The 23,349-nt window shown below is 68.2% G+C and carries 19 protein-coding genes; 16 read left to right on the top strand and 3 right to left on the bottom strand.

Going from position 1 to position 23,349, the window contains the following annotated elements; genetic code table 11:
• Positions 1–15 precede the first annotated feature (15 nt).
• Positions 16–882, top strand: a complete 867-nt coding sequence (locus VGF12_RS25245) for a carbonic anhydrase (protein WP_331178805.1) — start codon at positions 16–18, stop codon at positions 880–882.
• On the opposite strand, the gene VGF12_RS25240 is transcribed toward VGF12_RS25245, so the two are convergent.
• Complete coding sequence (locus VGF12_RS25240) at positions 857–3,211, bottom strand: ATP-binding protein (RefSeq protein ID WP_331178804.1); 2,355 nt, start codon at positions 3,209–3,211, stop codon at positions 857–859. The genes VGF12_RS25245 and VGF12_RS25240 overlap by 26 nt on opposite strands.
• A 753-nt stretch (positions 3,212–3,964) precedes the next feature.
• Between VGF12_RS25240 and VGF12_RS25235 the strand changes: the two genes are divergently transcribed.
• The 15 genes from VGF12_RS25235 to ftsZ all read left to right on the top strand — a co-directional run bounded on the left by VGF12_RS25235 (position 3,965) and on the right by ftsZ (position 21,280).
• Positions 3,965–4,396 (top strand): division/cell wall cluster transcriptional repressor MraZ, encoded by a 432-nt coding sequence (locus VGF12_RS25235; RefSeq protein WP_293500408.1) that lies wholly within the window; start codon positions 3,965–3,967, stop codon positions 4,394–4,396.
• Positions 4,397–4,407: 11 nt separating this feature from the next.
• Positions 4,408–5,349: a 16S rRNA (cytosine(1402)-N(4))-methyltransferase RsmH gene (gene rsmH / locus VGF12_RS25230; RefSeq protein ID WP_331178803.1), complete on the top strand. Its 942-nt coding sequence runs from the start codon at positions 4,408–4,410 to the stop codon at positions 5,347–5,349.
• A gap of 4 nt (positions 5,350–5,353) precedes the next feature.
• On the top strand, positions 5,354–5,617 hold the full coding sequence (gene ftsL / locus VGF12_RS25225) for a cell division protein FtsL (RefSeq protein ID WP_331178802.1): 264 nt from the start codon (positions 5,354–5,356) through the stop codon (positions 5,615–5,617).
• Between the two features lie 70 nt (positions 5,618–5,687).
• The gene (locus tag VGF12_RS25220; protein WP_331178801.1) at positions 5,688–7,475 is read left to right on the top strand and encodes a penicillin-binding protein 2; all 1,788 of its coding nucleotides are present in this window, start codon (positions 5,688–5,690) and stop codon (positions 7,473–7,475) included.
• Complete coding sequence (locus VGF12_RS25215; RefSeq protein WP_331178800.1) at positions 7,475–8,941, top strand: UDP-N-acetylmuramoyl-L-alanyl-D-glutamate--2,6-diaminopimelate ligase; 1,467 nt, start codon at positions 7,475–7,477, stop codon at positions 8,939–8,941. Before VGF12_RS25220 ends, VGF12_RS25215 begins: the two co-directional genes overlap by 1 nt.
• A gap of 8 nt (positions 8,942–8,949) precedes the next feature.
• Entirely contained in the window at positions 8,950–10,326 is a 1,377-nt protein-coding gene (locus VGF12_RS25210; RefSeq protein ID WP_331178799.1) for a UDP-N-acetylmuramoyl-tripeptide--D-alanyl-D-alanine ligase, read from the top strand.
• Positions 10,316–11,494, top strand: a complete 1,179-nt coding sequence (mraY, locus tag VGF12_RS25205; protein ID WP_331178798.1) for a phospho-N-acetylmuramoyl-pentapeptide-transferase — start codon at positions 10,316–10,318, stop codon at positions 11,492–11,494. The genes VGF12_RS25210 and mraY overlap by 11 nt, the downstream gene beginning before the upstream one ends.
• Before the next feature lie 4 nt (positions 11,495–11,498).
• The gene (gene murD, locus VGF12_RS25200) at positions 11,499–13,193 is read left to right on the top strand and encodes a UDP-N-acetylmuramoyl-L-alanine--D-glutamate ligase (RefSeq protein WP_331178797.1); all 1,695 of its coding nucleotides are present in this window, start codon (positions 11,499–11,501) and stop codon (positions 13,191–13,193) included.
• Positions 13,190–14,446: a putative lipid II flippase FtsW gene (ftsW, locus tag VGF12_RS25195; protein ID WP_414710201.1), complete on the top strand. Its 1,257-nt coding sequence runs from the start codon at positions 13,190–13,192 to the stop codon at positions 14,444–14,446. The genes murD and ftsW overlap by 4 nt, the downstream gene beginning before the upstream one ends.
• Positions 14,443–15,519, top strand: a complete 1,077-nt coding sequence (murG, locus tag VGF12_RS25190; protein WP_331178796.1) for an undecaprenyldiphospho-muramoylpentapeptide beta-N-acetylglucosaminyltransferase — start codon at positions 14,443–14,445, stop codon at positions 15,517–15,519. Before ftsW ends, murG begins: the two co-directional genes overlap by 4 nt.
• Entirely contained in the window at positions 15,516–16,907 is a 1,392-nt protein-coding gene (gene murC, locus VGF12_RS25185; protein ID WP_331178795.1) for a UDP-N-acetylmuramate--L-alanine ligase, read from the top strand. The genes murG and murC overlap by 4 nt, the downstream gene beginning before the upstream one ends.
• Positions 16,904–17,884, top strand: coding sequence for a D-alanine--D-alanine ligase (locus tag VGF12_RS25180; RefSeq protein WP_414710200.1), 981 nt, complete (start codon positions 16,904–16,906; stop codon positions 17,882–17,884). The genes murC and VGF12_RS25180 overlap by 4 nt, the downstream gene beginning before the upstream one ends.
• Before the next feature lies 1 nt (position 17,885).
• A complete protein-coding gene (locus VGF12_RS25175) occupies positions 17,886–18,713 on the top strand; it encodes a cell division protein FtsQ/DivIB (protein WP_331178794.1) in 828 nt (275 codons plus the stop codon).
• A gap of 8 nt (positions 18,714–18,721) precedes the next feature.
• On the top strand, positions 18,722–19,951 hold the full coding sequence (ftsA, locus tag VGF12_RS25170; protein ID WP_331178793.1) for a cell division protein FtsA: 1,230 nt from the start codon (positions 18,722–18,724) through the stop codon (positions 19,949–19,951).
• Between the two features lie 84 nt (positions 19,952–20,035).
• Positions 20,036–21,280: a cell division protein FtsZ gene (gene ftsZ, locus VGF12_RS25165; protein ID WP_331178792.1), complete on the top strand. Its 1,245-nt coding sequence runs from the start codon at positions 20,036–20,038 to the stop codon at positions 21,278–21,280.
• 53 nt (positions 21,281–21,333) lie between these two features.
• Here ftsZ and VGF12_RS25160 read toward each other — a convergent pair whose 3' ends face one another.
• Positions 21,334–22,518, bottom strand: a complete 1,185-nt coding sequence (locus VGF12_RS25160) for a Bcr/CflA family efflux MFS transporter (RefSeq protein ID WP_331178791.1) — start codon at positions 22,516–22,518, stop codon at positions 21,334–21,336.
• On the bottom strand, positions 22,515–23,336 hold the full coding sequence (locus tag VGF12_RS25155) for an alpha/beta fold hydrolase (RefSeq protein WP_331178790.1): 822 nt from the start codon (positions 23,334–23,336) through the stop codon (positions 22,515–22,517). The genes VGF12_RS25160 and VGF12_RS25155 overlap by 4 nt, the downstream gene beginning before the upstream one ends.
• Positions 23,337–23,349 lie beyond the last annotated feature (13 nt).

Genomic DNA, 23,349 nt, shown 5'->3' with positions numbered 1-23,349 from the left:
GGCATGAGAACGCGCGTGACACTCGCCGTCTGCCTGCTCGCGCTCGCTGCCCAGGCCCAGGACACCAAGGAGCCCGTCGAGGTGCTGCGCCAGCGCCTGGCAGAGCGGCTGGCGACCCCGGTCGAAGGCCTGGCCACGGCCCGGCCCGCGGCGAAGGGCGCCAAGCCCGCCAGGGCCGAGACGCCCAGGCCGGCACGTTGGGGCTATGCAGGCGACGTCGGCCCGGAGCACTGGGCCGGGCTGGCACCCGAGAACCGGCTCTGCGCCATCGGGACGCGCCAAAGCCCCATCGACATCCGCGAGGGGCTGGCCGTTGATCTCGAGCCCATCGCCTTCGACTATCGGCCGGGCAGCTTCTCGGTGCTGGACAACGGCAACACCATCCAGGTCGACGTCGCGCCCGGCAACGGGCTCACCGTCATGGGACGTCGCTACGAGCTGCAGCAGTTCCATTTCCACCGCCCCAGCGAGGAGCGCATCAACGGCAAGCAGTTCGACATGGTGGCCCACCTCGTGCACCGGGATGTGCAGGGGCGGCTGGCCGTGGTCGCGGTGCTGCTGGAGCGGGGCCGTGACGACAAGGCCCATCCCATCATCCAGACCGTCTGGGGCAACCTGCCACTGGAAAAAGGCGAAGCGCTGCCGGCCCAGGCACAGATCGACCTGAACCAGTTGCTGCCCGAGGAGCGCGGCTACTACACCTACATGGGCTCGCTGACGACGCCGCCCTGCAGCGAGGGCGTGCTGTGGATGGTGCTGCGCCAGCCTGTCGCGTTGTCGGGCCAGCAGCTCGACGTCTTCGCCCGGCTCTACCCGATGAACGCGCGGCCACTGCAGGCCGGATCCGGTCGCGTCATCAAGGAGTCGCTGGGCGGCCCCTGACGGCGTCGGGGAGGCCCCCGGTCGTCGTCCGCGCACCCGACAACCAGTCGTAGAGGGTGGCAAACAGCTGCTCGGCGACGACCGGCTTGGCAACGTGGTCGTCCATGCCGGCGTCCAGGCACCGCCTGCGTTCCTCGTCGAAGGCGTTGGCCGTCATGGCAAGGATGGGCAGCGTGGCACCCTGGGGCAGTCGGCGGATGGCGCGGGTCGCGTCCAGGCCATCCATGATGGGCATCTGGACATCCATCAGCACGAGGGCGTAGTCGCCCGCCCTGACCATGTCGACGGCCTGCCGGCCGTCCACGGCCACGTCCACGGTCAGGCCGGCGCTGCCAATGAGGGCGACGGCCACCTCCTGGTTGACCGGGTTGTCTTCGGCCAGGAGGATGCGACGCGGCTCGGTCCGGGCAAGTCCTGCCAGGCGTTCGCGCACCGAATGCGGTCGCGGGGTCGGCGCGGCTGTCGGAGGGATGTAGGCCGCCGCGTCGACGTTGAGCGTGAACCAGAACTTGCTGCCGCGGCCCAGCGCGCTCTCGACACCGACGCTGCCGCCCATCAGGGCAGCTAGGCGGCGGCAAATGGCCAGACCCAGACCGGTGCCGCCGTAGCGGCGTGTCGTCGAGCTGTCGGCCTGCTCGAAGTCGCGGAAGAGACGGGCCTGTACGTCCGGCGCGATGCCGATGCCGCTGTCCTCCACCTCGAAGCGCAGCGCCAGGCCAGGGCCGGCCCCGCCTTCGGCCAGCCGCGCACTCAGGCGCACGAAGCCCTTGTCAGTGAACTTGACGGCATTGCCGGCAAAGTTCAGCAGCACCTCGGAGATGCGCTGTGGGTCGCCGATCAGGACCCGCCCACTCAGAGCCGGTGCGACGTCGGTCTCAACGCGCAGGCGCTTGGCGGCAGCTGCCTGCGTCGTCATGTTGGCGATGTTGTCCAGCACCTGGTCGACGGTGAACTCACGCCGCTCCAGCTGAACCTTGCCAGCCTCGATCTTGGAGAAGTCCAGCACGTTGTTGATGACGCTCAGCAGGTGTTCGGCGGCGTCGGCGACCTTCTGCAGCCGTTGCTGCTGCTCGGGCTCGATGGTGTCGCTCTGGGCGAGATAGGTCAGGCCGATGATGGCGTTCATTGGCGTGCGGATCTCGTGGCTCATGTTGGCCAGGAAGGCGCTCTTGGCGAGGCTGGCCGCCTGTGCTGCCTGGGTGACCTCGGCCAGTTCGGCCGTGCGGGCCTCGACCAGCTCTTCCAGGTGGTGGCGGTAGCGCTCCAGCTCCAGCGCGTCGCGGCGCTGGCGTGAGATGTCGGTCAGGAAGCCGTGCCACAGCACGCTGCCGTCGGCTTCGCGCTGGGCGATGGCATTGCCGTACAGCCAACGCTCGCTGCCGTCGGCCTGCGGGGTGCGGAACTCCTGTTGCCAGGGGCTCAGGTTGCGGGCCGAGGCGAGTAGGCTCTCCCGCACGATGGCGCGGTCGTCGGGGTGGATGCGCTCGAACCAGGGGGCGGCGCTGCGGCTGAGCTCGGCGCTGCCAAGCAGGAAGTACTCGCGCACCGCCTCGCTGACGTAGGCGAAGCTGAATTCGCCGTTGACAGCCAGCCGCAGTTGATAGACGACGCCGGGTACCGTTTCGGCCATGCCGCGCAGCCGCTCGATGAGGTGGCGCTGCGCATCGAACTGCTGCTGCAGCGCGTCGCGCATGTGTTCGAGGTGACTGCCCAACTGGCCGATCTCGTCCTCGCGCCGGTGCTCGAGCTTGGCGTTGAAGCGGCCCGCGGCGAGGTCGTTGGCGAAGCCACCCAGCTCGCGCAGCGGCCGGAACAGGCGCGAGTTCAGCAGCCACAGCACCAACGCCAACGAGGCCAGCAGCTGGCCGCCGACTGTTGCCCCGTAGAGCCAGCGCTGACGCAGCACGGCCGCCGTGCTGAGGTGGTCGTCGATCTCGATCTGGATGTGGCCGATGCGCGTGGCGCCGCGCAGGATGTCGCGCTCCCCGGTCAGCGTCCGCCCCAGGCGGCGCTCGGGCAGGTGGTTTTCGATGAATGGCAGGCCCTGCGATGCGTCGCTGACGCTGACCCGAACGACCTCGGGCGACTTGACGATCGCCGACACGACCTCGCGCGCCGCGACGGCGTCCAGGTTCCAGAGCAGCTCGGGCAGGCTGCTGGCCAGCACGTCCAGCTTGGCGTCCAGGTCTCGCTGCAGGGACTGCTCGGCCACCCGGGACTCGCGCAAGCCGATGAAGAGGCCTCCGACGATGAGAGCCGGCAGCAGCAAACCAATGCTGGCGCCGAGCGCCAGGGCGGCAAAGAGGGAGGACGAATGCTGGCGGTTCAAGATGCGGTCACGCCGGCATGAGGCAGGCACGCGCCCTGACGCCTCGGGGTCGGCCCCGGCCCGGCATCGCGGCCGGCGATGAGGAGTCGACGGTTGGCCGCGACGGCCTCCACCTTGGAGTCGGCGTTCTTCGGCGTCCTCTGGTCCATGTCATGCATGGTATGCGTGGCGCATCGAGGGCGGCGGCAAGGCGTTGCCCGAAGCGCACGGGGAACAGGAACGACACATGGCTTCCTCGGTAGATAGACAGGGCTGAAACCGCATGAAATTTCAGCAGAAATTGGCGGCTGCCAGTCATTCTGAGTGAGCAATGGCCACTGGGTGCCGTGATATGTGCGGCAAAACCCAGGCACCATCAACGGAGCCACGTTGGCGCCTGGTGGAGGTGTGTCGTCGTAAAGTATGCGTGCACACACTAACTTGTCGCGAGGGGGCGACGAGTTCGCTGAGTTGATCTGAAGTCTCAGGCTCAGGACCTGAGTTCTGCATGTGGACCTGAGTTCTCACGCGCTGATCAGACAGCCAGAACATGGGACAAACGTGACGAAGGTGTGTGCGCACAGTTCAAGCGCCACTTCGCAATATTCCCCCAAGTCCTTATTTATGAACGCCTTTTCTGAGCGTGGCTGTATAAAACGACAGCCAATCCTAAGTGCTTGATTTCATTGAAAAAACTTGTGCCGATCCTTGACCGGCTACGGTCCGCCCCTTAAAGTGGGAGGAAGTGTCGTTTCGTGGTGAAAAGTGTCGGAAATCGTCTTTCAGGGAGCCTCCAACTTGGCGCTAGACGCCAAGGGCCGCCTGAGTGTGCCCAGCCGACACCGAGAGGTGCTGCAACTCCTCTGCCAAGGGCGCCTGACCGTCACGAAGCATCCCGATGGCTGCCTGATGCTGTTCCCGCGGCCGACCTGGGAGGTTTTCCGCGACAAGGTCGCAGCGCTGCCGATGTCGGCCGCCGGCTGGAAGCGCGTCTTCCTCGGCAACGCGATGGACGTCGACATTGATTCGGCGGCACGCGTCCTGATCTCGCCCGAGCTGCGCAAGAGCGCGGGCCTGAAGAGCGATGTGATGCTGCTGGGCATGGGCAGCCACTTCGAGCTCTGGGATGCCGAGGCTCATGCCGCCCACGAGGCCGAGGTGATGGCCGGCCCGCTGCCCGACGCGCTCAAGGACTTCAGCTTCTGATGGCCGCCGGGATGAACGAGAGCGCCACGTTCCGCCACACCACCGTGCTGCTGAACGAGGCGGTGGACGGCGTGCTCGCGCGGCCGGACGGTGTCTACGTCGACGGCACCTTCGGTCGAGGCGGCCATTCGCGTGCGCTGCTGGCCAAACTGGCCCCTGGGGGCCGACTGATCGCCATCGACCGCGACCCCGAGGCTATCGCTGCGGCCGCGGCCATCGCCGATCCGCGCTTCGCCATCGTCCACAGCGGCTTTGCCGACATGGCTGAGCAACTGATGGCGCTGGGGGTGCACCAGGTGGACGGCGTGCTGCTGGACCTGGGCGTGTCCAGCCCGCAGATTGACAACCCGGCGCGCGGCTTCAGCTTCCGCTTCGACGGGCCGTTGGACATGCGCATGGACACGACGCGCGGGGCGAGTGCAGCGGACTTCCTCGCGAGCGCCGACGAGCGCGAGATTGCACGGGTGATTCGAGACTATGGCGAAGAACGGTTTGCTGCACAGATTGCAAAGGCGGTTGTTGCTCGCCGCGAAACCGGTGCGCGTCTCACGCGCACCGACGAGCTGCGCGAACTCGTGGCTCGCGCGGTCAAGACCCGCGAGCCCGGCCAGGACCCGGCCACGCGCACCTTTCAAGCCCTTCGGATTCATGTCAATGGCGAGCTTGAGGAGCTTGAGCAAGGGCTGAATGCCGCGCTGCACCTGCTGGCGCCCGGTGGGCGGCTGAGCGTCATCAGCTTTCATTCGCTGGAGGACCGCCGCGTCAAGCAGTTCATTGCTGCCCACAGCAAGGCCGAGGTGGACCGCCGCGCGCCTTTCGCGCCGCCGCCAGCGCTGGCGCTGAAGGCGTTGGGCCGTGTGATGCCCAGCGCCGCCGAAGTGGCCGCAAACCCGCGCGCACGCTCCGCGGTGCTGCGCGTGGCCGAGCGCACCGATGCGCCATTGAAGGCCTGACGGAGTGGTCAAGCTCAATCTCATCCTCCTGCTGGCCGTGCTGGCCAGTGGCCTCGTGCTCGTGCACAACGCCTACGAGTCGCGCCGCCTCTTTGCCGAACGAGAGCGAGCCAAGAATGAAGGCCAGCGCCTGGCCGCCGACGCCGAGCGGCTGAAAGCCGAGCGTCATGCGCAGGCCACCAACCTGCGCGTGGAGCAGGTCGCCCGCGAGCGCCTGCGCATGCGCGTGATCTCGCCCGCCGTTGTCGCGTCGGGGGTGACGCCATGAGCACTGCCCAGCGCCTCCTCAAGCAAGCTCGCCCACGCCCGGCGGGACGCGCTGCACGAAGGGGGCAGACATGACCCGGCAGAGCAGGTCAGGCGCACGCGCCCTGGGCTCGGGCCGCGGCGTCAGCTATTCCACGAGCCCGCTGCTGGCGTCCAAGACGCCGCCCTGGCGCTCGCGCTTCCTCGTCGCCCTGGTGGGGCTGGCATTCGCCGGCCTGCTCGCGCGTGCCATCTATGTTCAGGTGCTGCACACGGAGTTCTTCCAGAAGCAGGGCGAGGCGCGCTATGCGCATACGCTGGAGCTGCCGGCAAGTCGTGGCCGCATCAATGACCGCTCTGGCCAGGTGTTGGCTGCCAGCGTGGCCGTGCCGTCGATCTGGGCCATTCCCAAGGAAGTCGATGCTGACGCCGACAAGCGCCGCGAGCTGGCCAAGGCGCTGGGTCTGTCGAACAAGGAGCTGGCAGCGAAGCTCAATCCCGAGTCGCGCTTCGTCTGGCTCAAGCGTCTGGCCGATGACGACACCGCCGCACGTGTGAAGGCAATCGGCCTCAAGGGCATCTTCCAGGACCGCGAGTACCGCCGCAAGTACCCGGAGGGCGAGGCGGCGGCCCATGTGGTCGGCTTCACCAACGTCGAGGATCGCGGCCAGGAGGGTATCGAACTGGCCTTTCAGAAGGAGCTGCAGGGCCGCGATGGCTCGCGCTCTGTCGTGCGTGATCGCCTGGGCCGCGTCGTCGAGGACATCGGCGACATCGTGCCGGCCGCCAATGGCCACGACATCGATCTCGCCGTCGACTCCAAGGTGCAGTTCTTCGCCTACCAGCGCATCCGTGACGCAGTGGCCGAGAACAAGGCCAAGGCGGGCTCCGTTGTCGTGCTGGACGTGCAGAGCGGCGAGGTGCTGGCCCTGGCCAACTTCCCCAGCTACGACCCCGGAAACCGCCAGAACCTCTCCGGCGAGCAACTGCGCAACCGTGCGCTGACCGACGTCTTCGAACCCGGCTCGACGATGAAGCCCTTCATCGCCGGCCTGTCCATGGAGACCGGCCGCTCCACGCCCGACACCCTGGTGGACACCGGCAACGGCAGGTACGCCTTCCAAGGTGCCGTCATCAGCGACACCAGGGCCCATGGCGTGATCCCCGTGCGCGAAGTTATCAAGTTCTCCAGCAACATCGGCGCCGCCAAGCTCGCGATGCAGATGCCGCCTCGGGAGATGCACGAGATGTTCACGGCAATCGGCCTGGGCCAGCGGCCGCAGATCAGCTTCCCCGGCGCCATCTCCGGCAAGCTGCGCCCCTACAAGACCTGGCGGCCCATCGAGCAGGCCACGATGAGCTACGGCTACGGCCTGTCGGCGTCGCTGTTCCAGCTGGCACGCGCTTACACCGTGTTTGCGCGCGATGGCGAGATCATCCCCGTCAGCATGCTGCGTCAGCCGCACGACCACCCGGTCGCCGGCATCCGCGTTTTCCGCCCCGAGATCGCTCGCGAGTTGCGCCTGATGCTGCAGGCCGCCGCCGGTCCTGGTGGCACGGCGCCCGATGCCCAGGTGCCCGGCTACAGCATCGGCGGCAAGAGCGGTACGGCGCACAAGCAGGAAGGCCGCGGCTACGCCAGCCACAAGTACCGTTCCTGGTTCGTCGGCGTCGCGCCCATCAGCAAGCCGCGCATCGTCGTCGCCGTCATGGTGGACGAGCCCACGGCTGGCGTGTACTACGGCGGCAAGGTCGCCGGCCCGGTGTTCAGTCAGGTCACGGCGCAGACGCTGCGCCTGCTGGGTGTACAGCCGGACCTGGACGTGAAGAGTCAGATCGTCGCCAACCAGAAGGCCGTCGCCGTGGAAGAGAGCTTCTGATGCTGACACGCCTGAAATCCTCCGACGCCGCCGCGCGCTGGCTCAGCGAGTGGTGCACCGGCACGCTGCGCACCGACAGCCGCCAGGTCCAGCCCGGCGACGCCTTCATTGCCTGGCCCGGCTATGCGCGCGACGGCCGCGAGTTCGTGAGCGCGGCGCTGGCCGCTGGCGCCGCCACCTGCCTTGTCGAGGATGGCGACGTGGAGCGCTTCGGCTTCGTCGACGCGCGCGTCGCCTCGCTTCCCGACCTGAAGGCGCGCACCGGCGAGATTGCCGCGGCCTTCTTTGGCAAGCCCACCGACACGCTGGACGTCATCGCCGTCACCGGCACCAATGGCAAGACCTCGTCGGCCTGGTGGATTGCACAGGCGTCAGGCCAGCTTGGCAGGCGCTGCGGTGTCGTCGGCACGCTGGGCATCGGCGAGCCACCCAAGCTGGACTACAACGGCCTGACCACGCCCGACCCTGTGCTGCTGCAGGCCGCCTTCGCCCGCATGCGCGACCAGGCCTTCTCGGCCTGCGCCATCGAGGCCAGCAGCATCGGCATCGTCGAAGGCCGTCTGGCGGGCAGTGCCGTGCGTGTCGCGGTCTTCACGAACTTCACGCAAGACCATCTCGACTACCACCGCACGATGGACGCCTATTGGGTGGCCAAGCGTGCGCTGTTCGATTTCCCTGGCCTGCGTGCCGCCGTCGTGAACATTGACGATCCCAAGGGCGAGGACCTGGCCGCAGAACTGGCGTCTTTGGACGTCTGGAGCACCGGCGTCGAGCGCAGCGATGCCCGGCTGTTGGCCCGCGGCCTGCACTACACCGGCGAGGGTCTGGCCTTCACGCTGTGCGAGAGCGGCGAGACCGTTGAAGTGCAGACGGGCCTGATCGGCGACTACAACGCGGCCAATCTGCTGGGCGTGGCCGGCGCCCTTCGCGCACAAGGTCATGCGCTGGCAGACGTGGCCCGCGTGCTGGGCCGCGTGACGCCGGTGCCGGGACGCATGCAGCGAGTGGGCAATGGCCGTGAACTGCCTCAGGTCGTCGTCGACTACGCCCACACGCCTGACGCGCTGGACAAGGCGCTGTCCGCCCTGCAGGGCCTGGCGCAGGCGCGCGGCGGAGAGCTGGTCTGCGTGTTCGGCTGCGGCGGGGACCGCGATCGCGGCAAGCGCCCGCAGATGGGCGCCATCGCGGCGCGCCTGGCGAGCCGCGTCGTCGTCACGACGGACAACCCGCGCACCGAGGCACCGGCGCAGATCATGGCCGACATCGCCGTGGCCGCGCCGCAGGCCCTGGTCATCGAGGCGCGCGAGGAAGCCATCCGAGCGGCCATCGCCCAGGCTGGGGCGCGCGATATCGTCCTCATCGCCGGCAAGGGCCACGAGGATTACCAGGAAGTCAACGGCGTGCGCCGCCCCTTCTCCGACGTCGGCGAAGCGCGCGCCGCGCTGCTGGAAAGGGCGGGCCTGTGAGCAACTTCATGTCGCTGGCTGAAGCGCAGGCGCTGCTGCCGGGCTCGACCCTGGTGGGCGACGGCGCGACCGGCTTCGCCCGCGTGCACAGCGACACGCGCACGCTGCGGGCTGGCGACCTGTTCGTCGCACTGCGCGGCGAGCGCTTCGATGCCAACGATTTCCTCGCACAGGCCAAGGCGTCCGGCGCCGCCGCTGCGCTGGCGGAGCGCGGCCTCGCTGAAGCAGGTCTGCCCGGCCTGCTCGTGCGCGACGCCAAGGTCGCCCTCGGCCAGCTCGCCGCCGCATGGCGCCGCCAGCAGCATCTGCCGGTGATCGCTGTCACCGGCTCCAATGGCAAGACGACGGCGACCCAGATGATCGCCAGCATCCTGCGTGCCTGGGTGGCCGACGCGGCGCTGGCGACCGAGGGCAACTACAACAACGAGATCGGCGTGCCGCTGACGCTGCTGCGGCTGCGCCACGACGACGAGACCAGCCATCGTGCTGCCGTCGTCGAGCTGGGCATGAACCACCCTGGCGAGATCGCGCCGCTGGCCGCGATGACGCAGCCGACGGTGGCCCTGGTCAACAACGCTCAGCGCGAGCACCAGGAATTCATGGCCACGGTGGAAGCTGTCGCGCGAGAGAACGGCACAGTCATCGAGGCACTGGGTCCCAGCGGCTGCGCCGTCTTCCCTGCCGAGGACGCCTGTGCGCCCATCTGGCTGGAGCTGGCGGGCTCTCGCCCCCACCTGAGCTTCGCGCTGCGCGGCCAGGCCGACGTGACCGGCGACGCGACCTGGATGGGCACCCATTGGGCGCTGGAGTTGCACACGCCCGCAGGCACCGCGCCCGTGGCGCTGCACGTGGCCGGCGAGCACAACGTGCGCAATGCGCTGGCGGCGGGCGCGTGCGCGCTGGCGGCGGGCGCGCCGCTGAGTGCCATTGCCCAGGGCCTGGAGGCCTTCCGTGCCGTCAAGGGCCGCTCGGAGCTGAAAGTCGACGCGCGCGGCCGCGCCCTCGTTGACGACAGCTACAACGCCAATCCCGACAGCGTGCGCGCCGCCATCGACCTGCTGGCAAGCCTGCCCGGCGCGGGCTGGCTCATCCTTGGCGACATGGGCGAGGTCGGCGACGACGGCCCCGCTTTCCATCAGGAGGTGGGCGCCTATGCCGCCGCGCGCGGCATCGCGCATCTCTGGACGGCCGGCTCCGCCGCCCGCGACGCCGCTGCGGCCTACGGCCCCGGGGCACGCGCCTTCGACGACACGGCCACGCTGATCGCGGCCCTGGACACACGACCCGACGCGGCCCAGACCCTGGTCAAGGGCTCGCGCTTCATGAAGATGGAACAAGTGGTCTCCGCACTTCAATCTCAATCAGGAGACACCCATGCTGCTTAGCCTCGCCCAGTGGCTGCAGGGCATCTACCCCGACCTGGGCTTCCTGCGCCTGTTCCAGTACATCACCTTCCGCGCGGTGATGGCCGCCATGACGGCACTGCTGATCGGCCTGGCCTTCGGGCCTTGGGTCATTCGCCGCCTGACCGAGATGAAGATCGGCCAGCCCGTGCGCGCCTACGGCGTGCAGGCCCACCTGGCCAAGAGCGGCACGCCCACCATGGGCGGCGTGCTGGTCCTCATCGGCATCGGCGTGTCCACGCTGCTGTGGTTCGACTGGAGCAATCGCTTCGTCTGGGTGGTCATGCTGGTCACCATGGGATTCGGCGCCATCGGCTGGGTGGACGACTGGCGCAAGGTGGTCGACAAGAACCCCGAGGGCATGCGCAGCCGCGAGAAGTTCTTCTGGCAGAGCCTGATCGGCCTGGTCGCCGCGATCTACCTTGCGTTTAGCGTGTCGGAGACCTCCTTCCTCGGCGTTGTGCAGCTGTTCTTCCGCTGGGTCACCAGTGGCTTCTCGACCGAGCTGCCACCCAAGGCCGATCTGCTGATCCCGTTCTTCAAGACCATCTCGATGCCGTTGGGCGTGTGGGGCTTCGTCGGCCTGTCCTACTTCGTCATCGTTGGAACCAGCAACGCTGTGAACTTCACCGACGGCCTGGACGGTCTGGCCATCATGCCCGTCGTCATGGTGGGCTCGGCCCTGGGCCTGTTTGCCTACCTGACCGGTTCTTCGGTGTTCGCCAAGTACCTGCTGCTGCCTTACATCCCAGGTGCCGGCGAGCTGCTGATCTTCTGCGCCGCGATGGCCGGCGCCGGCCTGGCCTTCCTCTGGTTCAACGCGCATCCAGCCCAGGTCTTCATGGGCGATGTCGGCGCGCTGGCGTTGGGCGGCGGCCTGGGCACGCTGGCTGTCATCACGCGCCAGGAGATCCTGCTGGGCATCATGGGCGGCATCTTCGTGGCCGAAGTGCTGAGCGTGATGCTGCAGGTGAGCTGGTTCAAGTTCACGAAGCGGAAGTTCGGCGAGGGCCGGCGCATCTTCAAGATGGCACCGCTGCACCACCACTTCGAGAAGAGCGGCTGGAACGAGACCCAGGTGGTCATCCGCTTCTGGATCATCACCATGCTGCTGTGCCTGATCGGCCTGGCAAGCCTGAAGCTGCGGTAAGCGCATGAAGCTGGACCTGCCGCAATTCGCTGAACAGCGCGTGCTTGTGCTGGGCCTCGGGGACTCCGGTCTCGCGATGGCCCGCTGGTGCGTGCGCTTCGGCGCGCAGGTCACGGTTTGGGATTCGCGCGAGCAGCCGCCGCAGCGAGAGGCGCTGGGCTCGCTGGGCGATCGGGCGACTTTCGTCACCGGGGAGCTGACAGCCGAGATGGCGGCGAGCTTCAACGCGGTGCTGAAGAGCCCGGGCCTGTCGCCACTGGATGCGCGGCTCGCGGCGATCTACCAGCACGGCCCCGCCGTGCGCGGCGAACTGGACCTGTTCGCCGACGCGCTCGCTGCGCTGAAGGCCCAGCATGGCTATGCCCCCGCCGTGCTGGCGATCACCGGCACCAACGGCAAGACCACAACGACGAGCATGACGGGCCTGTTCGCCGAGCGCGCCGGCAAGCGCGTCGCTGTCGCCGGCAACATCGGCCCCACCCTGCTGGACTCGTTGACCGAAGCCCTGGACGCGGAGCCCGACCCGCTGCCCGCACCGGCGCCGGCCGAGGCGATCGCTGCCGAGATCGAGAATGCCCCGGTCGAGGAAGACACGGTCGCTGAGAACGCCGCCGTGCTGCCCGACGACGATGCGCCGCTGCCCATTGACCCGCCGCAGCCGCGCGGCCCGGTGTTCGAGACGCTGCCCGAGGTCTGGGTGCTGGAACTCTCTAGCTTCCAGCTCGACAACGTCCTGGGATTCGAACCCACTGCCTGCGCCGTGCTGAACCTGACCCAGGACCATCTCGACTGGCATGGCGACATGGCCGCCTATGGGCGATCCAAGGCACGCATCTTCGGCCGCGAGGCCATCCTCGTCGTGAACCGCGACGACGCCGAGGTGGAGGGGCTGGTGCCCGCGCCGGTGTTCGTCAAGGGCAGCCGAGGCAAGCCCGGCCGCACGGTGTCGCGCCGCGTCGTGCGGTTCGGCCTGAACGCACCGACGGCGCCGGGCGACTTCGGCCTGATGGACGAGGGCGGCCTGGCCTGGCTGGTGCGTGCCCGCGAACTGGACCCGACGATCAAGAAGCGCAAGGGCGACGAAGACGAGCCGCTGGTCATCCAGCGCCTGATGCCCGCCGACGCGCTGCGCGTGCGCGGCCGCCACAACGCCGCCAACGCACTGGCCGCGCTGGCGCTCGCCACGGCCGCCGGCTGCGAGCTGGCGCCTATGCTGCACGGCCTGCGCGAATACCGTGGCGAGCCGCACCGCGTCGAGCCCGTCGGCACCATCGACGGTGTCGAGTTCTACGACGACAGCAAGGGAACCAACGTCGGCGCGACGGTCGCAGCCATTTCCGGTCTGGGCACCGACCGCGCGCCGTCCAAGCTGGTGCTCATCCTGGGCGGCGACGGCAAGGGACAGGATTTCGCACCGCTGGCCGAGGGCGTCGCGCGCCACGCCCGTGCCGTCGCGCTAATCGGCCGCGACGCACCTCAGATCGAAGCGGCGCTGGCCGCCACTGGCGTTCCGCTGCAGCGGCATGACACGTTGGAGGCCGCTACCGCCTGGTGCCTGCAGCGGGCCCAGGGCGGCGACAGCGTGCTGCTGTCTCCCGCCTGCGCCAGCCTGGACATGTTCCGGAACTACGCTCACCGCGCCGAAGTCTTCGTCGCGACCGTGCAGAGGTTGGCCGACGAGCGCGGGGTGGCACTGTGAACGCCACGCTGGCCGGATTCGCCACCAAGCTGCAGTCGCTGTGGAAGAAGCGCGACGGAGAGGACGCCAGCGTGCCGGTGCGCGACTGGGTGTCCACGTCCGCCGGGCGACCCACGCAGCTGCAGGGATTTGACATCACCCTCGTCTGGGTCGTCATCGCTCTGATGGCGTTCGGCCTGCTGATGGTCTATTCGGCCTCCATCGCCATGCCGGACAACCCGCGCTTCTCGAAGTACCTGCCGACGCATTTCCTGACGCGCCACATGGTGGCCATCGGCTTCGCGCTGATCGCCGGCCTCATCACCGTGCAGATCCCGGTGGCCCTATGGGAACGGTACGCGCCCTGGGTCTTCGTCGTGGCACTGGTGCTGCTGGTTGCCGTGCTGATCCCTGGCATCGGCAAGGTGGTCTACGGCGCGCGACGCTGGATCCCGCTGGGCGTCATGAACTTCCAGCCCAGCGAGCTGGCCAAGTTCGGCATCGCGCTCTATGCCGCCAACTACATGATGCGAAAGATGGATGCCCGGGAGAACTTCTTCCAGGCCGTGACGCCGATGGCGATCTCGCTGGCCTTCGTGGGCCTGCTGCTGCTGGCCGAGCCGGACATGGGGGCCTTCATGGTCATCGCGGCCATCGCGATGAGCATCCTGTTCCTGGGCGGCGTCAACGGCCGCATGTTCCTGCTGATCACGCTGGTGCTGGTGAGTGCCTTCACGCTGATGATCACCTTCAGCGAGTTCCGCCGCGAGCGCATCTTTGCCTACCTCAATCCCTGGGATGAGAAGTACGCCCAGGGCAAGGCCTACCAGCTGACGCACAGCCTCATCGCCTTCGGCCGCGGTGAGTGGTTCGGGCAGGGCCTGGGCGGCAGCGTCGAGAAGCTGCACTACCTGCCTGAAGCGCACACCGACTTCCTCCTGGCCGTCATTGGCGAGGAACTGGGCTTTGCCGGCGTGGCCGTCGTCATCGTCGCGTTCTTCTGGCTGACCCGCCGATGCTTCCTGATCGGTCGCCAGGCCATCGCGCTGGATCGCGTGTTCGCGGGCCTGTACGCCCAGGGCATCGGCATCTGGATGGGTGGTCAGGCTTTCATCAACATGGGTGTGAACCTGGGCGCGCTGCCCACCAAGGGCTTGACGCTGCCGCTGATGAGCTTCGGAGGCTCGGCCATCCTGATGAATTGCGTGGCACTCGCGGTGGTGCTGCGCATCGACCTGGAGAACAGGCAAATGATGCGGGGAGGGCGTTCATGAGCGAGCGCCACCTTGTCGTGATGGCGGCCGGCACGGGCGGTCACATCATCCCCGGCCTCGCAGTCGCGGAGGAGATGCAGCGTCGCGGCTGGACAGTGTCCTGGATCGGCACGCCGGCCGGCATGGAGAACCGCCTCGTGCCGGCGCGTGGCATCGAGATTGACGCGTTGCCTTTCGCCGGCCTGCGCGGCAAGGGGCTCAAGCACATGCTGCGCGGCCTGGTTGGCTTCTTCAAGTCGCTCGGCCAGGCGCGCCGGGTCTACGAGCGGCGTCACGCAACGGCCGTGCTGGGCATGGGCGGCTATGTCTGCGTGCCGGCCGGCCTGGCGGCGGCTTTCAGCGGCCGGCCGTTGATGCTGGTCAATGCCGATGCGGCGATGCTGAAGAGCAATTTGGCGCTGAAACCCTTTGCGCGCCGCATTGCCTTCGGCTTCGACGGCGCGGCAGCGGCCTCCACGTCGGGCGCCGTCGTCAGCGGCAACCCCGTGCGCGCCGAGATCGAGGCGCTGCCAGCGCCGGCAGAGCGCATGGCTGGCCGCGGCGGGTCGCTGCATGTGCTGGTGCTGGGCGGCTCGCTGGGCGCACGCGCGCTGAACCAGGCGCTGCCGCAGGCGCTGGCGTTGTGGCCGGCCGAGCAGCGCCCGCAGTTGCTGCATCAGTCGGGCCAGGATCACCTGGGTGCTGTCTGGCAAGCCTACAGCGACGCGGGTTTGACCGCCGAGGTGCGCCCCTTCATCGACGACATGGCCGCGGCGCTGGCCTGGGCCGATGTGGTGGTGTGTCGCGCCGGCGCCATCACGGTCAGCGAGTTGTGTGCTGCCGGTTGTGCTGCGGTGCTGGTGCCGCTGGTCGTCAGCACAACCTCACACCAGCGTGACAACGCCATCTTCATGGCCCAGCACGGCGCGGCCATCCATCTGCCTCAGGCGGAGCTGACGCCCGCGAAGCTCTACGAGCTGCTGAGCGGCCTCGACCGTGGTGCGCTGCTGGCCATGGGGGAGAAGGCGCGTTCGCTGGCCCGGCCGCGGGCCGCCGCGCGCGTGGCCGACGAGATCGAGGGGATGCTGAAGTGAAGCATGCGGTTCAACGGTTGCACTTCGTCGGCATCGGCGGGGCCGGCATGAGCGGCATCGCCGAGATCCTGCACAACCTGGGATTCAAGGTCAGCGGGTCGGACGCGGCCGAGAGCGCGACAACGGAGCGGCTGCGCTCGCTGGGCCTGCGCGTGGAAATCGGCCATTCGGCACCGCACATCGGCGACGCGCAGGCGCTGGTCACGAGCACCGCCGTCGGCGCCGACAACCCTGAGGTCATCGCCGCTCGGGCGCGCCAACTGCCCGTCGTGCCGCGCGCCGTCATGCTGGCCGAGCTGATGCGGCTGCGTCGCGGCATCGCCATTGCTGGTACGCACGGCAAGACGACGACGACGTCGCTGGTCACCGCCATCCTCGTCGAGGCAGGCCTGGACCCCACCTTCGTCATCGGCGGCAAGCTCAATGCTGCCGGTGCCAACTCGCGCCTGGGCCAGGGCGAGTTCATCGTGGTCGAGGCCGACGAGAGTGACGCCTCCTTCCTGAAGCTCAGCCCCGTGCTGGCCGTCGTCACGAACATCGACGAAGACCACATGGACACCTACGGGCATTCGGTCGAGCGACTGCACGAGGCATTCGTCGAGTTCCTGCACCGTATGCCCTTCTACGGCGCGGCGGTGGTCTGCGCCGACGACCCCGGCGTGCGTGCCATCCTCGGTCGCATCGAGCGGCCAGTGGTCAGTTACGGCCTGTCTGCCGGTGCCTGCGTGCGAGCCGTGAACGTGCAGGCACTGGCCGATGCACAGATGCGCTTCACCTGCGAGCGCGAGGGGGCGGCGGGTCTCGACGTGCTGCTGAACCTGGCCGGCGAGCACAACGTGCGCAACGCGCTCGCGGCCATCGCAATTGCGATGGAGCTGGACTGCCCGGACGAGGCCATTCAGAGGGCGCTGGCGAAGTTCGCGGGCGTGGGCCGCCGCTTCGAGAAGCATGGCGAATGGCCAGCGGCCGATGGCGGCCGCTTCGTGCTGATCGACGACTACGGCCACCATCCGGTCGAGATGGCAGCCGTGTTGGCAGCAGCACGCGGCGCCTACCCCGGGCAACGCCTCGTACTGGCCTTCCAGCCGCACCGCTACACCCGCACGCGTGACTGCTTCGCCGACTTCGTGCGGGTCATGCAAGGCGCCGACGTGGTGCTGTTGACCGAGGTCTATTCGGCGGGCGAGTCGCCCATCGAAGGGGCCACCGGCATGGCGCTCGCGAAGGCGGTCGGCACCTCGAACTTCGTTGCCAGGGTGGCCGACATGCCGGCCGCGCTGGCCGCGCTGACCCGCGACGGTGACGTCGTCATTGGCATGGGCGCCGGCTCGATGAGCGGGCTGCCGAGCCTCGTGGCCCAACATTTCTCGCAAGGAACGTCCAGGTGAAGACGCCAATCGATCTGAACATCGACGCCAGGGCGCTGGGGAAGGTCGCCGTGCTGTTCGGCGGCAACAGCGCCGAGCGGCCGGTGTCGCTGATGAGCGGCGACGGCGTGCTGGCCGCGTTGCGGTCCGTCGGCGTGGATGCCCATGCTTTCGACCCAGCCGAGCAGCCGCTGCAAGCGCTCAAGGACCAGCGGTTTGAGCGCGCCTTCATCGCGCTGCACGGCCGGGGCGGTGAGGATGGCACCTTGCAGGGTGCCCTTGAATGGCTGCGTCTGCCCTATACCGGCTCCGGCGTGACGGCATCGGGCGTCGCAATGGACAAGACGATGACCAAGCGGCTGTGGGCGAACGAAGGCCTGCCGACGCCGCAATACCTAGCCCTGTCGCGCGCCGAGCTGACGCGCGAGCGCGTGCGCAGCATCCCTGACATCCTCGGCTTGCCCGTCGTCGTCAAGCCGCCGCACGAGGGAAGCAGCATCGGCATCACCAAGGTCGCCGGGTACTCCGAGATGCAGGGTGCCGTCGAGTTGGCCCTGGGCTTCGACGACGAGCTGCTGTTCGAGCAGTGCATCGAGGGACCCGAGCTAACCTGCGCGGTGCTGGGCGAGGGCCAGGACGCCATCGCGCTGCCGGCCATCGAGATCCGCGCCGAGGCCGGTAACTACGACTTCGCCAACAAGTACGAGACCGACACGACACAGTACCTGTTCGGCTCGCTGCCTGCCGCGCTTGAGGCGGAGATCCAGCAACTGGTGCTGCGGGCCTACCGCCTGCTGGGCTGCCGTGGCTGGGGCCGCGCCGACCTGATGCTGCGCAAGTCGGACATGAAGCCTTTCTTGCTGGAGATGAACACCAGCCCGGGCATGACCTCGCATTCCCTCGTCCCGAAGGCCGCACAGGCCGTCGGCATCGACTACCCGCACCTGTGCCTGTGGCTGCTGGCCCAGGCACGACTGGATCGCGCCGCCAGCGCCTGACATGAATTCCGCCGTCGCCACCGCCGTGCTGCCGCCCGATGTCCGCCTGATGAATGCGGTGTCGGCGCTGCTCGTCGCGGCCTTGCTGGCGACCGCGGCCTGGGGCCTCATCCGGTGGGCGGTGCGGCTGCCGGTGTTCAACCTGCGCGCCATCCAGGTGGTGGGCGACGTCAGCCGCAACAGCGTCGCGTCACTGCGGGCCAATGCGCTGCCGCGCCTGCATGGTTCCTTCCTCAGCATGAACCTGAAGGAAGGCCGCGCCGCCTTCGAGTCCGTGCCGTGGGTGCGACATGCGCAACTGCAGCGCATCTGGCCGATGCGGCTCAAAGTCAACCTTGAGGAGCACCGCGCCGCGGCCTACTGGGAGGCGCGTGCCGATGGTGCCGACGCTGCCACCGAGGCCGCCGCGGAGCGGGCCTTGGTCAACAGCTTTGGCGAAGTCTTCCAGGCCAATCTCGGGGACGTCGAGGACGAGGACCTGCCCATGCTCGCGGGCCCGTCCCACGCCGCGGGCGACATGCTGCAGATGTGGCGGGCGCTGGAGCCCGCGGCCGAGAAGCTGGGTGAAAGCATAGAGCGCCTCGACCTGTCCGGCCGCGGCTCGTGGCGCGCCACCTTCGGTAGCGGTGCCGTCGTTGAACTGGGCCGCGGCGGCGAAGCCGAGGTCGTCGAGCGCTTCGGCCGTTTCGCCCACTCCATTTCGCAGGTCGTGGCGACCTACAACAGCCCGCTGCTGTCCGCCGACCTGCGCCACGCTGACGGCTACGCGGTCAAGCTGCGCGGCGTGACGATACAAACTCCGGGTAAACCCGTAAATAGAAAACGCTGAGGACGGACATGGCCAAGGAATACAAGGATTTGGTCGTCGGGCTGGATATTGGAACCGCCAAGATCATGGCTGTCGTGGCCGAGGTATTGCCGGGCGGGGAATTGCGCATCGCCGGCCTCGGCGTGGCCCCCTCGCATGGCCTGAAGCGTGGCGTCGTGGTCAATATCGACGCCACCGTCCAGTCCATCCAGCAGGCCCTGAAAGAGGCCGAAATGATGGCCGACTGCAAAATCTCCCGGGTCTACACGGGGATCACCGGCAGCCATATCCGTGGCCAGAATTCCACCGGCATGGTCATCGTGCGCGACAAGGAGGTCACGCCGGTCGATGTGACCCGGGTTGTCGAAACCGCCAAGGCCATCAATATCCCCAACGACCAGCGTCTGCTGCTGGTCGAACCCCAGGAATTCGTCATCGATGGCCATGAGGTCAAAGAACCCATCGGCATGAGCGGCGGCCGGCTGGAGGTCAAGGTCCATATCGTGACTGGGGCTCAAAGTGCTGCCGAAAACATCGTCAAATGCGTGCGCCGATGTGGCCTCGAGGTCGATCAGCTGGTTTTGAATCCCAGCGCTTCCAGCCATGCAGCCCTCACCGCCGACGAGCGCGACCTGGGGGTGGCGCTGGTGGATATCGGCGCCGGCACGACCGATGTGGCGATATTCACCGGCGGGTCCATCCGGCATACCGCAGTCATTCCCATCGCGGGCGACCTGATCACCAGCGATATCGCGATGGCGCTGCGCACGCCGACCAAGGATGCCGAGGAAATCAAGGTCGAATATGGCGTCGCCAAGCAGTTGCTGGCTGACCCCGCCGACCAGGTGGAAGTGCCCGGCCTGGGTGACCGCAGTCCCCGAATGCTGTCCAAGCAGGCGCTGGCGGGCGTCATTGAGCCGCGCGTCGAGGAAATCTTTTCGCTGGTCCACCAGGTCATTCGCGAGAGCGGGTATGAGGAATTGCTGTCCTCCGGCATCGTGCTGACCGGCGGGTCAGCAGTCATGCCGGGCATGGTGGAACTCGCCGAGGATATTTTTCTGAAACCTGTCAGGCGTGGCTTGCCCACCTATTCGGGGGCCCTTTTCGACATGGTCGCCAACCCGCGCTCCGCCACCGTCATGGGCCTGCTGGAAGAAGCGCGACTGTCGCGCAGCCGGGGTTTCAAGGCGGCACAGCAGGCCGGGTCGGTGCAAACCCTGCTCGGCCGCGTCAAGGATTGGTTCATGGGGAATTTTTGACCCCCCAAAACCACGAAAAATTTGTTTCAGCAGCTATTCATTCATTGAGTGCCAAGGCACAATTGCAGCAGTTAGGAGGTTGATATGCCCATCGAGATGATCGAAGAGTTTGACCAAGGCACCCAAATCAAGGTGATCGGGGTCGGTGGTGGTGGCGGCAACGCCGTGGACCACATGATCGCCCAGGGCGTTCAAGGGGTTGAATTCATCTGCGCGAATACCGACGCGCAGGCGCTCAACCGCTCCAAGGCCGACCAATTGCTTCAACTCGGGACCTCCGGCCTGGGCGCTGGCGCCAAACCCGAGATGGGCAAGGCCGCCGCCGAAGAGGCAGAAAACCGCATTCGCGAATCCATCGCCGGCGCCAATATGCTGTTCATCACCGCCGGCATGGGTGGCGGTACCGGCACGGGCGCCGCACCGGTGATTGCACGCGTTGCCAAGGAAATGGGCATCCTGACGGTGGGCGTCGTCACCAAACCCTTCGAATTCGAGGGTGGTCGCCGCGCCAAGGCGGCCGACAACGGCCTGGCCGAGCTGGAGGCCAATGTGGACTCGCTGATCGTCGTGTTGAACGACAAGCTGCTCGACGTCCTGGGTGACGACGTCACGCAGGATCAGGCCTTCGCGCATGCCAATGACGTGCTGAAGAACGCAGTTGGCGGCATTTCCGACATCATCCACATCCCCGGCCTGGTCAACGTCGACTTCGAAGACGTCAAGACTGTGATGAGCGAGCCCGGCAAGGCCATGATGGGCACGGCGCAGGCCACCGGTCCGGATCGCGCCACCAAGGCTGCCGAAGCCGCCGTGGCCTGCCCGCTGCTGGAAGGTATTGACCTGTCGGGCGCGCGTGGCGTGCTGGTGCTGATCGCCGCGAGTCGCAGCAACTTCAAGCTCAGCGAGTCGCGCAATGCGATGAACGCGATCAAGCGTTACGCCTCGGAAGAAGCGCACATCATCTACGGCACCGCTTATGACGAAGGCCTGGGCGACGCGCTGCGTGTGACCGTCATCGCCACCGGCCTGACTGCGGGCCGCGCCCGCCAGCAGGCGCCCCTGCAGGTGGTGCAGACCCAGTCCGTCGTGCGCAACGGGACCGATGGCATGCCCGTGCTGACGCAGGCCGTCGCGATGGCAGCGCCGGCTTCCGGGCAGCCCCAGCAGGCCAACGTGGGCCTGGGCCTCGGCGATTTCGCGAACGCCAATGTGCCGAGCGTCTGGCGCCACGGCCGTTCGGGCAGCGCGGCCGCGAAGGTCGAGGCGCTGTCGTCCAACGGCATGGACGAGATCGAGATTCCGGCCTTCCTGCGCAAGCAAGCCGACTGAGCCACACGCTCCGGTTGATGAAAGGGCGGGCCTTGCGGCTCGCCCTTTTGCTTTTAAGGGGCGCCGGCGATGGTGGTGGACGGCCTGGCCGGGCAGGCGAGCCAGGCCAGCAGCCCGCCACCGACGAGCACGAGGGCCAGCGCGTCCATGCGCGCTGCCGGCAGCGCTGCCGCCGCTGTCGTGAGCGCCGCCGCTGCGGCCATCTGCAGGAACCCCAGCAACGCCGAGGCTTGGCCGGCCTGGGCCGCGAACGGCGTCAGCGCCAGCGCCGTGCCCGTGGGCGACACCAGGCCCATGCCAAACAAGAAGATGCAGGCGGCGGCTGCAAAGCTCGTCAGGCCGAGCGTGCCGCCAGTCAGCATCACCAGCCCGCCGCAGGAAGCCAGTGCTGCTCCCACGCTCAGCACTGCAGGCCCACCCCAGCGCGCTGCCCAGTGCGGTGCTGCTCGTCCGGCGGTGAAGACGACAAAAACCGTGGTCGCGAAGAACAGGCCCACTTGAAGCGCCGAGAAGCGGTACTCACGCACCAGTACCAGGGGTGCCGTGCCGAAGAAGGCGAACAGTGCCCCGAGGATGGCGGCCGTCGCAAGCGCCGGGCGCATGAAACGGGGATCTCCCAGCAGCACGACATAACCGCGCGCCAAGGCGCCAGCGGGTCGTCGCAGGCGGCGCTCGGCGGGCAGGGTTTCGCCGACGATGCCCGCATAGGCTGCCGTCAGCGCCAGGCCGGCCAGAACCAGCAGCACGAACGGCGCCCGCCAGCCCAAGGCGGCTTGCAGCAGGCCGCCCAACAATGGCGAGAAACCCGGCGCCGCGGCCATGACGACCATGATGCGGCCGAGCAGCGCGGCGAGTTGCGGGCCCTCGAAACGGTCACGCGCGGCCGCCCGCGCCAGCACCGACGCCGCGGCGGCGCCCATGGCCTGCAGCGCACGACCGGCCAGCAGCAGGGGGAGGTCGCTGGCCATCGCGCCGACCGCGCTGCCCGCGATGAAGATGGCCAGCCCGCCGAGCACCACGGGCTTGCGGCCGACACGGTCGGACAGGGGGCCGACGATCAACTGCGCGACGGCGAACACAGCGAGGAAGAGGCTCAGCACCGCCGTCATTGCCGCCTCGCTGTGCCCCAGAGCCTGTGCCATCAGCGGCAGGGAAGGCAGCAGGATGTTGGTGGACAGCGTCGCCAGCGCGGCCAGTGCTGCCAGCGTCAGCAGCCAGGAGCGGGGCACGGTGCTCATGGCGCCCAGCCCTCGGCCACGAAGGCAACGCTGCGGGCAACGACATCGGCGTCGACCAGCAGCCTTCTGTGGCCCAGGCCTGTGGCCGGTTCCAGACGCGAGCCGGGCCAGGCCTGGTGCAAGGCCGCGGACGCGGCGAAGGGGACGGTCCGGTCGTCGGGATCGTGGACGATGAGGCCGGGGTGGCGCAGGCCGTGCTTCAGGCGCTCCAGGTCGACGTAGGCCATTCGGGTGCCGATGAATCCCTCCACCCAGCCCGCCAGTGCCGCCGCGTCGGCGGGGCCGAGGCCGTGCGTCCGGGCCAGGCCCTTGACCATGGGTGTCAGTGACGAGGGGCCCGCCAGGTGCACGCTGCGCCTGACCCGAAGTCCGTGCGCAAAAGCCAGCAGCGCGGCGGCTGAGCCCATGGAATGGCCGACGACTGCATGGACCTCGCCGATGTCGGTCATCACCGCGCGCAGCGCGCGGCCCGCGTGGACGACGCTGGCTGCATGGCCGCCGGAGTCGCCGTGGCCGGGCAGGTCGAACAGTGTCACGGAGAAGCTGGCATGCACCAGGGCCTGCGCGTGAGCCAGCAGGTGGGCGCCCCGGCTGTTCCAGCCGTGCACGAGAACCACGCGCGGACCCGTGCCCAGCGTCCAGCGTGCGAGCTTGAGGCCCTCGTGGCGCAGCGGCGTCTCGGCGGCGCCGGAGAGCGCGGCGCGCTCATCGGCAGACAGCGGCACGCGCTCGGGCGCCGAGAAGGCATGGCGGGCGGCGGCCAGATGGCCGTCGGCATGGGCCGCCAGCGGCGCGGCCAGGGTAAGGGACTCGACCATGGTGGGGCTCCCT

Source organism: Roseateles sp., from assembly GCF_036404855.1.
Classification (GTDB): Bacteria; Pseudomonadota; Gammaproteobacteria; order Burkholderiales; family Burkholderiaceae_C; genus Pelomonas.
The sequence above is the reverse complement of the archived record's forward strand: the minus strand, read 5'-3'. Positions and strand labels throughout refer to the sequence as shown.